This is a genomic window from Curtobacterium poinsettiae, assembly GCF_025677645.1.
Classification (GTDB): Bacteria; Actinomycetota; Actinomycetes; order Actinomycetales; family Microbacteriaceae; genus Curtobacterium; species Curtobacterium poinsettiae_A.
In genome coordinates this window covers 3,335,345-3,348,420 of record NZ_CP106879.1, presented here as the reverse complement: position 1 = coordinate 3,348,420, position 13,076 = coordinate 3,335,345, and the positions used below count along the sequence as shown (strand labels likewise).

Annotated in this window: 10 protein-coding genes and 1 pseudogene; 6 read left to right on the top strand and 5 right to left on the bottom strand. The window is 69.7% G+C overall.

Annotated features, from left to right (window positions below; translation table 11 throughout):
* Positions 1-14: 14 nt before the first annotated feature.
* Positions 15-1,370: an extracellular solute-binding protein gene (locus OE229_RS15980; RefSeq protein WP_259579916.1), complete on the bottom strand. Its 1,356-nt coding sequence runs from the start codon at positions 1,368-1,370 to the stop codon at positions 15-17.
* A gap of 295 nt (positions 1,371-1,665) precedes the next feature.
* Here OE229_RS15980 and arfA point away from each other — a divergent pair, with 295 nt between their 5' ends.
* Complete coding sequence (gene arfA, locus OE229_RS15975) at positions 1,666-3,171, top strand: arabinosylfuranosidase ArfA (RefSeq protein ID WP_182064771.1); 1,506 nt, start codon at positions 1,666-1,668, stop codon at positions 3,169-3,171.
* Between the two features lie 360 nt (positions 3,172-3,531).
* On the opposite strand, the gene OE229_RS15970 is transcribed toward arfA, so the two are convergent.
* Positions 3,532-4,557: a LacI family DNA-binding transcriptional regulator gene (locus tag OE229_RS15970; protein WP_182064804.1), complete on the bottom strand. Its 1,026-nt coding sequence runs from the start codon at positions 4,555-4,557 to the stop codon at positions 3,532-3,534.
* A 197-nt stretch (positions 4,558-4,754) separates the two neighbouring features.
* Between OE229_RS15970 and OE229_RS15965 the strand changes: the two genes are divergently transcribed.
* From OE229_RS15965 to OE229_RS15950, 4 genes are all read left to right on the top strand, one after another.
* Positions 4,755-5,699, top strand: coding sequence for a carbohydrate ABC transporter permease (locus OE229_RS15965; protein WP_182064770.1), 945 nt, complete (start codon positions 4,755-4,757; stop codon positions 5,697-5,699).
* The gene (locus OE229_RS15960; protein ID WP_220032968.1) at positions 5,696-6,667 is read left to right on the top strand and encodes a carbohydrate ABC transporter permease; all 972 of its coding nucleotides are present in this window, start codon (positions 5,696-5,698) and stop codon (positions 6,665-6,667) included. The genes OE229_RS15965 and OE229_RS15960 overlap by 4 nt, the downstream gene beginning before the upstream one ends.
* A 97-nt stretch (positions 6,668-6,764) precedes the next feature.
* On the top strand, positions 6,765-8,099 hold the full coding sequence (locus tag OE229_RS15955; protein ID WP_209134031.1) for an ABC transporter substrate-binding protein: 1,335 nt from the start codon (positions 6,765-6,767) through the stop codon (positions 8,097-8,099).
* A gap of 101 nt (positions 8,100-8,200) precedes the next feature.
* A complete protein-coding gene (locus OE229_RS15950; protein WP_262138840.1) occupies positions 8,201-10,030 on the top strand; it encodes a glycoside hydrolase family 35 protein in 1,830 nt (609 codons plus the stop codon).
* 111 nt (positions 10,031-10,141) lie between these two features.
* On the opposite strand, the gene OE229_RS15945 is transcribed toward OE229_RS15950, so the two are convergent.
* Entirely contained in the window at positions 10,142-10,447 is a 306-nt protein-coding gene (locus OE229_RS15945; RefSeq protein WP_262138839.1) for a biopolymer transporter Tol, read from the bottom strand.
* Positions 10,448-10,491: 44 nt separating this feature from the next.
* On the opposite strand from OE229_RS15945, the gene OE229_RS15940 reads away from it, so the two are divergent.
* Entirely contained in the window at positions 10,492-11,565 is a 1,074-nt protein-coding gene (locus OE229_RS15940; protein WP_262138836.1) for a spore photoproduct lyase family protein, read from the top strand.
* Positions 11,566-11,647: 82 nt separating this feature from the next.
* Here OE229_RS15940 and OE229_RS15935 read toward each other — a convergent pair whose 3' ends face one another.
* Both OE229_RS15935 and OE229_RS15930 read right to left on the bottom strand, forming a co-directional pair.
* Complete coding sequence (locus OE229_RS15935; RefSeq protein ID WP_152999032.1) at positions 11,648-11,824, bottom strand: CsbD family protein; 177 nt, start codon at positions 11,822-11,824, stop codon at positions 11,648-11,650.
* Positions 11,825-11,942: 118 nt separating this feature from the next.
* Positions 11,943-13,044, bottom strand: a pseudogene (locus tag OE229_RS15930) (SDR family oxidoreductase).
* Positions 13,045-13,076: the final 32 nt, after the last annotated feature.

Here is a 13,076-nt window from a genome sequence, read left to right as displayed (position 1 = left end):
GGTTGCGTGCCGGGTCACAGGGGGCTCGGGGTGTTGAGGTACGTCGCGAGCTGCGACTTGATGGCGCGCAGTGCCTGCGCGGGGGACGAGCTGCCCTGCTGCACGAGGGCGAGCTGGGCGCCCACCGTGCCCTCGAACGTCGAGCCGGAACCGCCGTACCAGGCGGCGTCGTCGAACACGGCGGTCTCGGCTGCGGCCGCGTAGTTCGACTGCGGCGTGAGCTTCTTGTACGCCGAACTGTCGAACGTCGGGATGTAGGCCGGCACGTGCCCGCCCTCGGCCCACGTCAGGCTCTGCTCGAGCATCTGCTTGATGAAGAGCATGTGCTGCTTGCGCTGCTCCGGGGTGCGGTCCTTTTTGGGCAGGACGAACGTGTGCGAGTCCGCCTGGGTCGCCGGCTTGTCGTAGAGCTGGGGGATCGGCGCCATGCCGAAGTTCAGGCCCTTGATCGACTGCGCGGTGCTGATCTCCCACTCGCCCTGCATGAAGAAGCCGGCCTTGCCGTCGAACATGAGCGACTGCGCGGTGGCGTAGTCGAGGGCCTTGTTCAGCCAGCCCTCCTTCACCCACTTCTGGGTCCGGCTCGTGACCTCGTTGTAGGCGTCCTCGTTGACGGTGAGCTTCGACCCGCCGTCGCTGATGAACGGGGTGGCGTCCTTCAGCTGGTTGTACATCGTCCAGAAGAAGCGCCACGGGGTGGCCGTCTCCGGCACGACGTTCGCGACGTTCAGCGCCGTGCCGCCGGTGACCTTGGCGACCGCGGCGAGGGCCTTCTCGAAGTTGTCCATGCCGTTGAGGTCGACGAGGTTGCCGTCGCCGTCGATCAGACCGGCCTTCTTGCAGACGTCGACGTTGTAGAAGAGGACGAAGGGGTGGGTGTCGAGCGGGACCGCGATGTTGTTGCCGTCGGTCTTCTGCGCCGCCCAGGCCTTCTGGTTGAAGTCGGCGGCGCTCAGGCCGACGCTCGCCAGGTCGTCGGACGTGATCGGGTCGAGCAGGTCACCGTCCCAGAGCGGCTTCGCGCGGGTCAGGTGCGCGACCGCGACGTCCGGCGGCTTGTTCCCGACGGTGGCCAGTGTCAGCTTCGAGTAGTACGGGTTGCCCCACGCGAACGTGGTGCCCTGCAGCGCGCTCGAGCCGCCGTGCTGCTTCGCGTAGCCGTCCTCCATGGCCTGCATGCGAACGCCGTCGCCGCCGCCGAACAGGTTCCAGAAGACGAGCGTCTCGGGGTTGAGCGCACTGCCGGCGAGGCCGGCGGCGAGGGGACTCGAGCAGGCGGCGAGCGGCAGGACCGTCGCGGCCGCTGCGCCGGCGGCGAGGAAGCCCCGGCGCGAGAGGCGCGACGCGGGTGTTGCGGGTGGGATCGGCATGGCATCACTCCATCGGGATGGGCCGGGCTCGGGAACAGGGTCGGTGCTCCCGCCGGAGCATCGCTGCTCCGGACCCGGAGCACTGCTGCTCCGGACACGGAACGACCTTCCGGTGCTCCGTGAGCGCTCACATTAGCGCTCGCTCCCGGCATCCGCCACCCCTTTCGCGACGGCGCGGAACCCGGTAGCGTTTCCGGCAGGTGAGCGCTCACTTTCGTGACGGCCCGCTTCGGTTCCCGTCCGTGGCCCCACCCGCTCCCCGCACGAACCGCACTGCCACGATCGAAGGAGATCCATGCCCCGCACACACCTCGTCCTCGACGCCGCGTTCACCGTGGGGCCGGTGCGACGTCGCCTGTTCGGCGGGTTCGTCGAGCACCTCGGCCGCCACGTCTACGACGGCATCCACGAGCCCGCCCACGAGACCGCCGACGAGCACGGCTTCCGCAAGGACGTCGTCGAGCTCGTCAAGGAACTCGGCGTCTCCGCCATCCGTTACCCCGGTGGCAACTTCGTCTCCGGCTACAAGTGGGAGGACGGCGTCGGCCCCGTCGAGCAGCGCCCCCGCCGCCTCGACCTCGCCTGGCACTCGACCGAGACGAACGAGGTCGGCCTGCACGAGTTCCAGCACTGGCTCGACCAGGTCGGCTCGGAGCTCATGCTCGCCGTGAACCTCGGCACCCGCGGCACGCAGGAAGCCATCGAGCTCCTCGAGTACGCCAACATCGACGCCGGGACGGCACTGTCCGAATACCGCCGTTCGAACGGTCGCCAGGAACCCTTCGCCATCACGATGTGGTGCCTCGGCAACGAGATGGACGGCCCGTGGCAGCTCGGCCACAAGAACGCCGACGACTACGGCAAGCTCGCCGCCATGACCGCCAAGGCCATGCGGCAGATCCAGCCCGACCTCGAGCTCGTCGCCTGCGGTTCCTCCGGGGCGTCGATGCCGACGTTCGGCGAGTGGGAGCGCACCGTCCTCGAGCACACCTACGACGACGTCGACTACATCTCCGCGCACGCCTACTACGAGGAGGACGACGACCTGCCGTCGTTCCTCGCGTCGGGCGTCAACATGGACCACTTCATCAAGACGGTCACCACGGCCGCCGACCACGTCCAGGCGCAGAAGAAGTCCGACAAGCGCATCGACATCTCGTTCGACGAGTGGAACGTCTGGTCGATCAAGAAGTGGGAAGCGAAGGCCAAGACCTTCACGCTCGACGAGTGGCCCGTCGCCCCGCGTCTGCTCGAGGACGTCTACACCGTCGCCGACGCCGTCGTCGTGGGTGGCCTGCTCATCTCACTGCTCCGGCACGCCGACCGCGTCGCCTCGGCCTCGCTCGCCCAGCTCGTCAACGTGATCGGCCCGATCATGACCGAGCCCGGCGGACCGGCCTGGCGCCAGACGACCTTCTTCCCGTTCTCGGTCACCTCGCGCCTGGCGCAGGGCACCTCGCTGCAGGTCAAGGCCTCGGGCGACACGGTCGACGGCGGCAAGTACGGTGAGGTCCCGGTCGTGGACTCCGCCGCCACCGTGTCCGAGGACGGCAAGGCAGCGGTCTTCCTGGTGAACCGCCACCCGTCCGAGCCGACCACGGTGACGATCGACCTCGCCGGCATCGGTGCGACGGGTGACGTCCACGCCGAGGGCGTCTGGGACGACGACCTGCACGCCGTGAACGACCTGGAGAACACCTCGCGCGTGGGGCTGCGCACGAACGAGTCGGTCCGCCGCGAGGGGGACACCGTCACGATCGAGCTCCCGCCGGTCTCCTGGACCGCCGTCTCGATCGGCTGACCGGACGCCTCGGCGCACGCCACGGCGGGCGTCGAGTGAGCACAGAGGACGTCGGGCGCTCGCGCCCGACGTCCTCTGCTCGTTGCGGGCGCGGGTGCGCGGCGACCGCGCGGCGACCGCGCCGTCACGGGCTGGGGGACGTCTCACGGGGTGACGGGCGCGTGGACTGTCGCCGGGCCTGTGACGTGGCCCGCGCGGCGGCCGGGAGGCCCGTGGCGGCCTGGCACCGGGCCTCCCGTCCGGCGTGTGGTTGCCGAAGCGACAGGTGGCCGGCAGGGAGGCGGGTCAGGTCCGCGGGAGCGACAGTTCTCCCCGGATCTTCGGCGGCAGCGTGTCGCTTCGGTGGACGGGCGCGCCGCGTCAGCGCGCCGGCGGCGCCGCCGTGCTCGCGCGCTCGACGAGCCGCACCGGCACCAGGTCGGCCACGACGCTGACCCGCTCGCCGTCGATCTGGGCGAGCAGGTTCGCGACCGCTCGGCGGCCGACCTCGTCGAAGGACTGGTGCACGGTGGTCAGGGGCGGCCAGAACGAGTCGGACTCGGGGGAGTCGTCGAACCCCACCACGCTGAGCGAGGACGGCACCGGGCGACCGGACTCGTGTGCGGCGCGGAGGACACCGAGAGCGGTCTGGTCGTTCGCGGCGAACACCGCGGTGATCTCCGGGCGTGCGGCGATCTCGAGCCCGGCCTCGTAGCCGTGCTCGGTCGTCCATCCGCCGTGGAACACCGGGGGAACCGGTCGACCGGCGCGCGTCAGGGTGTCCTGCCACGCGGCGAGGCGCCGGGCTGCCGAGTACGACGACTCCGGCCCGGCGACGTGCCAGACGGTCTCGTGGCCCAGGTCGAGCAGGTGCTGCGTGGCCTGCCGAGCGCCGTCGGCCTGGTCGGTGTCGATCGCGGGGTGGTCGGTGCTGCCCGTGGAGTCGACGATGACCATCGGCACGCCGTCGGGCAGCACGACCTCGGCGGTGTCGATGATGTGCGACTCGATGATGATCACGACGCCGTCGACGGCCTGTTCGTGCAGGCGCGAGAACGCGGAGCGGACGCCCGCCTCGGTGCGCGAGGCCATGGGCAGCAGGGTGATCGTGAAGTCGGCGACCCCGGCGGCGTCGGCGATCGCCTCGAGCGTGCGCATGTTGCCGAAGGACGCGAGCGTGAACATGATCACGCCGATGGTGCGGAAGCGGCCGGAGCGCAGGGCGCGGGCGGCACGGTTGGGCCGGTAGCCCAGGGACTCCATCGCGCGCTGGACGCGGTCGCGGGTCTCCGGGCTGACGTTGTCGAAGCCCCGGGCGACGCGCGAGACCGTCTGCATCGACACCCCGGCGACGTCGGCAACGGCGGCCATCGAGGGGGCGCGGCGGGTGCCGGCGGGGGACTCCATCGTCACGCTGGCGCTCCTTCCGGATCGAGAGGGCCGAACGGTCGGCCTCCCCGGACGCTAGCGCATGTTGACGTTGCCATGCTATCGTCGCGTCGTTCGATGTTGACGTCAACATCGGTGACCGCCCGGACACCCTGATCCGGCCCGGGCCGAGTCGCCGACACCGACCGCCCGAACGCAGCAGACGAAGGAGTCACATGAGCACGCTCGCAGCGCGCCCCGGTGAGGCAGCACCGCGCCCCACCGCCGAGCGCCCCGCCGGCCGCCGCCCCAAGCCGCGGGGACGGTTCACCGGATGGCTGTTCGTCGGGCCGTTCGTCGTCGTCCTGGTCCTGATGCTCATCGTGCCGATCGGGTACGCGCTCTGGCTCAGCCTGTTCCGCGACCAGCTCATCGGTGGCAACCAGTTCGTCTGGTTCGCCAACTACGTGCAGCTCTTCCAGGACGCCAAGTTCTGGTCCGGGTTCGGTCGGGTCGCCGTCTTCCTGGTCGTCCAGGTGCCGATCATGCTCGGGCTCGCGCTCGTCGCCGCCCTGGCCCTGGACAGCGCCCGACTGTGGGGGACGAGCTTCTTCCGCATCGCGGTGTTCCTGCCCTACGCCGTTCCCGGGGTCGTCGCGGCCCTGATCTGGGGCTTCATCTACGGCAACCAGTTCGGTCTGACGGGCGCCGCGAACGACGCCCTCGGCATCGACCTGCTGCAGCCGTTCAGCCCGAGCTGGGTCCTGACGTCGATCGGCAACGTGGTCACGTGGGAGTTCCTCGGCTACAACATGCTGATCTTCTACGCCGCACTCCGCACCGTCCCCGGTGAGCTGTACGAGGCGGCCGAGCTCGACGGTGCCGGTCCGCTGCGCACGGTCTTCTCGATCAAGCTCCCGGCGCTCCGCGGCCCGATGGTCATCGCCACGATCTTCTCGATCATCGGCAGCTTCCAGCTCTTCAACGAGCCGAACCTGCTCAAGACCCTCGCCCCGAACGTCATCGGCAGCGCCTTCACCCCGAACATGTACGCCTACTCGCTGTCCTTCAGCGGCCAGCAGTTCAACTACTCCGCCACGGTGGCGATCGTGATGGGCGTGATCACCGCGGTGATCGCCTACGTCGTCCAGGTCCGCGGCACCCGCGAGGAGAACCGATGAGCACCATCCAGCACCCCGCCGGGCCCGCAGCGGCCACGGTGACCGAGGCGACCACGACGCAACGTGCGCCGCGCACCCGGTCGATCCGCGCCTCCCGCAAGGCCGAACAGCACGTCGACGGACGCAAGCCGAAGCGTTCCGGCCTGCTCACCGCGGTGATGGTCGTCTTCGTGGTGTACTCGTTCGCGCCGCTGTTCTACCTGCTCGTGAACAGCACGAAGACGCAGGCGTCGCTGCTCTCCACGTTCGGTCTGTGGTTCGGCGGGGACTTCAACCTCTGGCAGAACATCGTCGACACGCTGACCTACAACGACGGCATCTTCCTGCAGTGGTTCGGCAACACGCTGCTCTACGTCGTCGTCGGTGCCGGCGGAGCCACCCTGCTCGCCACCGTCGCGGGCTACGGCATGGCGAAGTTCCAGTTCCCCGGTCGGCGCGCGGTCTTCGCCGTCGTCCTCGGCGCCATCGCGGTCCCCGGCACGGCCCTCGCGGTCCCGACGTTCCTGCTCTTCTCGCAGGTCGGCCTGACCAACACCCCGTGGGCGATCATCCTGCCCTCGCTGATCAGCCCGTTCGGCATGTACCTGATCTGGACCTACGCGGTCGACGCGATCCCCGCCGAGCTCCTCGAGGCCGCCCGCATGGACGGCGCCGGCGAGTTCCGGATCTTCTTCACCATCGCGCTCCGCCTGCTCGCGCCCGGCGTCGTCACCGTCCTGCTCTTCGCGGTCGTCGCCACCTGGAACAACTACTTCCTGCCGCTCATCATGCTGAGCGACCCGAAGTGGTACCCGCTGACGGTCGGCCTGAACCAGTGGAACGCCCAGGCCACCGGGTCCGGCGCGCAGCCGATCTACAACCTCGTCGTCACGGGATCGCTCCTCACGATCATCCCGATCGTGGTCGCGTTCCTCTTCCTCCAGCGCTTCTGGCAGTCCGGCCTCGCGGCCGGGTCGGTCAAGGCCTGATCCGTCGGACGGCAGGCCCGTGGCGACCCCGCCACGCGCCGGCCGGTCCGGCACACAGCAGCTCCACCCCCTCCACGAAGAAGTGAAAGGCACTCCCATGAACAAGCGTCTCCGGCGCGGGCTCAGCGCCCTCGCCATCGGCGTCACCGCCGCCATCGCGCTGGCCGCGTGCGCCTCCGGCGGGTCGTCCGCCGGCGGTTCGGCCGACGACATCGACAAGGCCCTGAAAGACGGCGGCACCCTGACCTACTGGTCGTGGACCCCGTCGGCCAAGGCGCAGGTCGCCGCCTTCGAGAAGCAGTACCCGAAGGTGCAGGTCAAGCTCGTCAACGCCGGTACCGGCGCCGACCAGTACACCAAGCTGCAGAACACGATCAAGGCCGGCTCGGGCGCCCCCGACGTCGCGCAGGTCGAGTACTTCGCGTTGCCGCAGTTCGCCCTGTCCGAATCGCTGCTCGACCTGAGCGGGTACGGGTTCGACTCCCTCGAGAGCAAGTTCGCGAAGAGCACCTGGAACTCGGTCACGATCGACGGCAAGGTCTACGGCCTGCCGCAGGACTCGGGCCCCATGGCGATGTTCTACAACAAGAAGGTCTTCGACAAGTACGACCTCGCCGTGCCGAAGACGTGGGACGAGTACGTCGCCGCCGCGAAGAAGCTGCACGCCGCCGACCCGAACGCGTACCTCGCGGCGGACTCCGGCGACGCGGGCTTCACCACGAGCATGATCGCCCAGGCCGGTGGCACCCCGTTCACCACCGACGGTGACAAGGTGACCATCAACCTGCAGGACGAGGGCACCAAGAAGTGGACGAGCACCTGGAACGAGCTCGTCGAGCAGGGCCTGCTGTCGAAGACCGTCGGCTGGACCGATGACTGGTACAAGCAGCTCGGCAACGGTGAGATCGCCACGATGATCACCGGCGCCTGGATGCCCGGCAACCTGGAGTCCGGCGTCGCTCAGGCGTCTGGTGACTGGCGCGTCGCCCCGATGCCGACCTACGACGGCGGCACCGCCCAGACCGCGAACAACGGCGGCAGCGCCGAGGTCGTCATGAAGCAGTCGAAGAACCCGGCCCTGGCCGCCGGCTTCCTCAAGTGGCTGAACTCCTCGAAGGAGTCCACGAAGGTCTTCATGGAGTCCGGCGGCTTCCCGTCGACCACCGCCGACCTGGACTCGGCCGCGTTCCTCGACGAGAAGCCGGAGTACTTCGGCGGTCAGCAGATCAACAAGGTGCTCGTCGACGCGTCGAAGTCCTCGGACAACGACTTCACCTACCTGCCGTACCAGGTGTACGCGAACAGCGTCTACGCCGACACCGTCGGTCAGGCGTACGAGAACGGCACCTCGCTCGACGCCGGCCTCGAGGCCTGGCAGAAGGCCCTCGCCAAGTACGGCAAGGACCAGGGCTTCACGGTCTCGACCAAGTAGCACCGCACCCTTGGCGGGGCCGTGCGGACACGTCCGCACGGCCCCGCTCCACGCCCCGCCGGCTCCACGACCGGCCCGGCCGGCAACGAGAGAATCACACCATGCGCTTCGCCATCGGCGACACCGACTTCCTGCTCGACGGCGAGCCGCACCGGATCCTGTCCGGTGCGATCCACTACTTCCGCGTGCACCCCGACCTGTGGGCCGACCGGATCCGCAAGGCGAAGCTGATGGGCCTCAACACCATCGAGACCTACGTCGCCTGGAACGCGCACGCGCCGTCGCCCGGGGTGTTCGACCTGTCGGGTGGGCTGGACCTCGGCCGCTTCCTCGACCTCGTCGCCGCCGAGGGCATGCACGCCATCGTCCGCCCCGGCCCCTACATCTGTGCCGAGTGGACGAACGGCGGGCTGCCGTACTGGTTGTTCGCGGACGGCTCCGTGGGCGTCCGGCGCAACGAGCCCGGGTTCCTCGCAGCGGTCGAGACGTACCTGCAGCACCTGGCCCCCGTGCTGGTCCCGCGGCAGATCGACCAGGGCGGGCCCATCGTCCTGGTGCAGGTCGAGAACGAGTACGGCGCCTACGGCTCCGACCCCTCGTACCTGCGGGAGCTCGAGGCGATGCACCGGTCGATCGGGCTCACCGTTCCCTTCACGAGCGTCGACCAGCCGATGGGCACGATGCTCGAGGACGGCTCCCTGCCCTCGCTGCACAAGACCGGCTCGTTCGGGTCGCGCTCCACCGAACGACTCGCCCGCCTGCGCCAGGCGCAGCCGACCGGTCCGCTCATGTGCTCGGAGTTCTGGGACGGCTGGTTCGACAGCTGGGGCGAGCACCACCACACCACCCCTGCGGCTGCCTCGGCGTCGGACCTCGACGACCTGCTCGCCGCCGGGGGATCGGTGAACATCTACATGTTCCACGGCGGCACGAACTTCGGCTTCACGAACGGCGCGAACGACAAGGGCGTCTACCGTCCGATCGCGACGTCGTACGACTACGACGCCCCGCTCGACGAGGCCGGCCGACCGACGGCGAAGTTCCACGCCTTCCGCGCGGTCATCGAGCGCTACGCGCCCGTCCCGCCGCTGCCGGCGTCGATGGAGCCGGGTGGATCGGGTCGGCTCGCGTCCGATGTGGCGGACGGAGTCGGCCTGGAGGCCCGGATCACCCCCGCCACGGACCTCGCCGTCCGTCTGGACCGCGTCGCGTCGCTCCGTTCCCTGCTGCCCACGCTCACGACGTGGTCCGCGCACGACGAGCCGCCGACCTTCGACTCGCTCGGAGCTGCGAGCGGCTTCGTCGCCTACCGCGCCGAGGTCGACCTGCCCGCCGGCGGGGTGCTGACCGTCGGCACCGAGGTGCGTGACCGTGCGATCGTCTCGGCCGACGGTGTCGTGGTCGGGGTCCTGGAACGCGAGCACCACGACCGCGCCATCACCCTGCCGCCGGTGACCGGCACGCTCGAGCTCCTCGTCGAGGACCAGGGCCGCGTCGACTACGGCATCCGCATCGGCGAGCCGAAGGGCCTGGTCGGGGGCGTCTCGATCGACGGCGTCCCGGTTGCCCGGTGGACGGCATCGCCGCTCGCCCTCGACCCCATCGCACCTGCCGCCGTGGCCGCGCTGTCCGAGGTCGCTCCGACCGGTGGCGAGGTGCTCGCCGGGCCGACGTTCGCAGCTGGCACGTTCGACCTCGACGCCGTGGACGACCGGTACCTGTCGCTCGACGGGTTCCGGAAGGGTGTCGCCTGGGTCAACGGGTTCTGCCTCGGTCGGTACTGGTCACGAGGCCCGCAGCAGACCTTGGCGATCCCGGGGCCGGTGCTCCGCCGCGGTCGCAACGAGCTCGTCGTGCTCGAACTGCACGCCGCCGCGTCCCGCACCGCGTGCCTGCTCGTCGAGCCCGACCTGGGCCACACCGAGGCCTAGCCGCGCGGCCTGGTCGAATCGGGCGTACCTGGTCGAATCGGGCGTACCTGGTCGGAACTTTCGACCAGGTACGCCCGATGCTGCTCTCCATCGCGGGCGTGATGGGAAGGATCAGTCGCGGTCGCGGGCGTCCAGCTCGGCGAGGGCGTGCTCGGCAACAGCGATCCGGTCGGCCTCGGGGCGGGTCCACCACTCCGGACCCCGTTCGCCGAGGCCGTGCTTGGCGAGACCGTTGCGGTGTCGCGCGGCCTCGAGGGCAGCGTCGTCGCCCGCCCGCTTCGCCTGCTTGACGGCGTTGCGACCGCGGCCCAGGTGCGAGCGGAGGGCGGCGGCGACGTGCTCGGGCAGCGCCGGGTCGGTGCGGCGCCAGCGTCGTCCGTCCACGACGAAGAAGTGGTCGTCGGGTTCGGCGGTCATGCCCCGAGTCTGCACCGTCGGTGGTACCCGGTAGACAGGTGTCGATGAGCAACGCACGTGTCCGCCCGATGCTCGACGTCCACCGCATCTACGCCGAGCCCGCCGCCCTCGAGCTGCAGCGCGGGCAGGAGATCGTCGGGCAGTGGCCGGACGCCGAGATCGTCCCGGTCGAGTCGCACTGGAACATCCCCGAGGTGCACGGCGACGAGCGCAACGTGCAGCGCTGGGTGCGGATCAAGACCGAGGCCCTCGTGCTCGGCGTGAAGAAGTCGCTCGTCACCCGGCCGAACGGGCGCTCGGCCGACTTCATCGCCCCCTCCACCGCGAACGGCTGCGCGATGGCGTGCGCCTACTGCTACGTGCCGCGGCGCAAGGGCTACAGCAATCCGGTGACGGTGTTCGCGAACATCGACCAGATCACGAAGCACGTGGCGCGGAACATCGCGAAGCAGGGGCCGAAGACCGAGCCGAACCAGTGCGACCCGGATTCCTGGGTCTACGACATCGGCGAGAACAGCGACTGCTCCGTCGACGCGATGATCAGCGACAACGTCCGTGACCTCTGCGACCTGTTCCGGATGACCCCGACGGCCAAGGCCTCGTTCGCGACGAAGTACGTCAACCGCGACCTGCTCGACTGGGACCCGATGGGCCGGACCCGGATCCGCTTCTCGCTGATGCCGCACGAGACCGCGAAGGTCACCGACATCCGCACGAGCCCGATCGCCGAGCGGATCGCCGCGGTGAACGACTTCGTGGACGCCGGGTACGAGGTCCACCTCAACTTCTCACCGGTCATCCTGACGCCGACGTGGGAGTCCGACTGGGCCGAGCTGCTGCGCCAGGTGGACGACGTGCTGTCCCCGGCGGCGAAGGCGCAGCTCGCGGCCGAGGTGATCTTCCTGACCCACAACCAACCCCTGCACGAGGTCAACCTCGGGTGGCACCCGAAGGCCGAGGACCTGCTGTGGCGTCCGGACCTGCAGGAGCAGAAGGTGTCCCAGAACGGTGCCGCGAACGTGCGCTACCGGTCCGGCATGAAGGGGCAGCTCGTCGAGCGCTTCCGCGAGCTCGTCGCCGAGCACCTGCCCTCCTGTTGCATCCGGTACGCGTTCTGACACTGCGCGCGGTCCACGCGGCCGCCTCAGGGAACGACGAACGCCCGCACCGACGAGCGGTACGGGCGTCTGATCCCGAGGCTCACTTGCCGTCGAACGCGTCCTTGGCCTTCTCCTTGTCGAGACGACCCTCGCCCATGACCTGGTCCTTCTGACCCTGGTGGGTGAGCTCGGCGTCGTCGGTCTTCTTGCCGACGGCCTCCTCGACCTTGCCGACGACCTTCTGCGTGACGTCCTTCGCCTTGTCTCCGAGCGACATGGTGTCTTCCTTCCTCCGGGAACCGCCGAGGGCTCCCGGCGCGTGTGACCACGAGACAACCACGCGGGTCGGCGACGCTCGCGGCCGGGTCCGAGGAACGACGTACCCCGGTGACCGGCTAGGGGATCAGGCGGTCCGCGCGGTACCGGGCGAACAGGTCGGCGAAGGCCTGCTCGGTGCGTCGGAAGGCCGTGAACCCGGCCTCGCGGCTCTTCCCCATGTCGGTGACGACCTCCATCGCACGACCGAGGTCGGCGTCGGTGTGCCACCACGAGGCGAGCCGGGTGATGTCCGACTCGACCAAGCCGTGCCGCTCGGCGATGCCGGCCCACTCGGCCTCGTACGGGGCCATCTGGACCTCGAGCGGGCGGGGCGCGTCCTGGTAGCCCACCACGCGCGCGGGGTCGACACCGAGGTGCGCGGCCAGGCGCGGCCACATCCAGCGCCACCGGAAGACGTTGCCGTTGACGATGTTGAACGGCTCGTCCGCACCCTCGGGCGAAGTCGAGGCCCACACCATGTGCTCGGCGAGGATGCCGGCGTCGGTCATGTCGGTCAGGCCGTTCCACTGCGCCTCGCTGCCCGGGAACACGAAGTCCAGGTCGAGTTCCTTCGCCAGCGTGGCCTGCACGGCGAGCGTGAGCCCCATGTTCATGGCGTTGCCGACGGCGTGCCCGATCACGGTGTGCGAGCGGTGCACCGACCAGGTGAACCCCTGGCGCTCGGCCGCTGCGAAGAGTTCGTCCTCTTGCGCGTAGTAGAAGTTCGGGGTGTCGAGGCGCGGCTCCTCCTCGTGGAAGGGCGTGTCGGGCATCTCGCCGGCGGCGTACGCCTCGAACGGGCCGAGGTAGTGCTTCAGGCCGGTGACCAGGGCGACGTGCGCCAGCAGGTGCGTGCGACAGCGCTGCTAGCAGGTCGCGGACCATGCCGCCGTTCACGCGGATGTTCTCGGCTTCGGTGTCCTGGCGCTGCCACGCCGTGAAGAACACGTGGGTCGGCTGCTCGTCCGCCAGCGCGGCGGACAGGCTCTCGGGGTCGCGGAGGTCCGCGGCGACGGTCCGGACGCCGTCGCGGCCGATCGGCCGGCGGGACAGCGCCGTGACCTCCCAGCCGTCGTCGAGCAGGTGGCTCACCAGGGCGGAGCCGGTGATGCCGCTCGCTCCCACGACGAGGGCTCGGGGCTGGACAGGGGTCGGTTCGGTCGATCCGGTTGCAGTCATCCCTGCATGCAACCGACGATGAACGACACGTG

What these genes read in the sequence shown, in the direction of transcription:
- OE229_RS15980 (WP_259579916.1), bottom strand. Translation starts at nt 1,370, where the DNA reads ATGCCGATCCCACCCGCAACACCCGCGTCGCGCCTCTCGCGCCGGGGC.
- arfA (WP_182064771.1), top strand. Translation starts at nt 1,666, where the DNA reads ATGCCCCGCACACACCTCGTCCTCGACGCCGCGTTCACCGTGGGGCCG.
- OE229_RS15970 (WP_182064804.1), bottom strand. Translation starts at nt 4,557, where the DNA reads ATGGAGTCCCCCGCCGGCACCCGCCGCGCCCCCTCGATGGCCGCCGTT.
- OE229_RS15965 (WP_182064770.1), top strand. Translation starts at nt 4,755, where the DNA reads ATGAGCACGCTCGCAGCGCGCCCCGGTGAGGCAGCACCGCGCCCCACC.
- OE229_RS15960 (WP_220032968.1), top strand. Translation starts at nt 5,696, where the DNA reads ATGAGCACCATCCAGCACCCCGCCGGGCCCGCAGCGGCCACGGTGACC.
- OE229_RS15955 (WP_209134031.1), top strand. Translation starts at nt 6,765, where the DNA reads ATGAACAAGCGTCTCCGGCGCGGGCTCAGCGCCCTCGCCATCGGCGTC.
- OE229_RS15950 (WP_262138840.1), top strand. Translation starts at nt 8,201, where the DNA reads ATGCGCTTCGCCATCGGCGACACCGACTTCCTGCTCGACGGCGAGCCG.
- OE229_RS15945 (WP_262138839.1), bottom strand. Translation starts at nt 10,447, where the DNA reads ATGACCGCCGAACCCGACGACCACTTCTTCGTCGTGGACGGACGACGC.
- OE229_RS15940 (WP_262138836.1), top strand. Translation starts at nt 10,492, where the DNA reads ATGAGCAACGCACGTGTCCGCCCGATGCTCGACGTCCACCGCATCTAC.
- OE229_RS15935 (WP_152999032.1), bottom strand. Translation starts at nt 11,824, where the DNA reads ATGTCGCTCGGAGACAAGGCGAAGGACGTCACGCAGAAGGTCGTCGGC.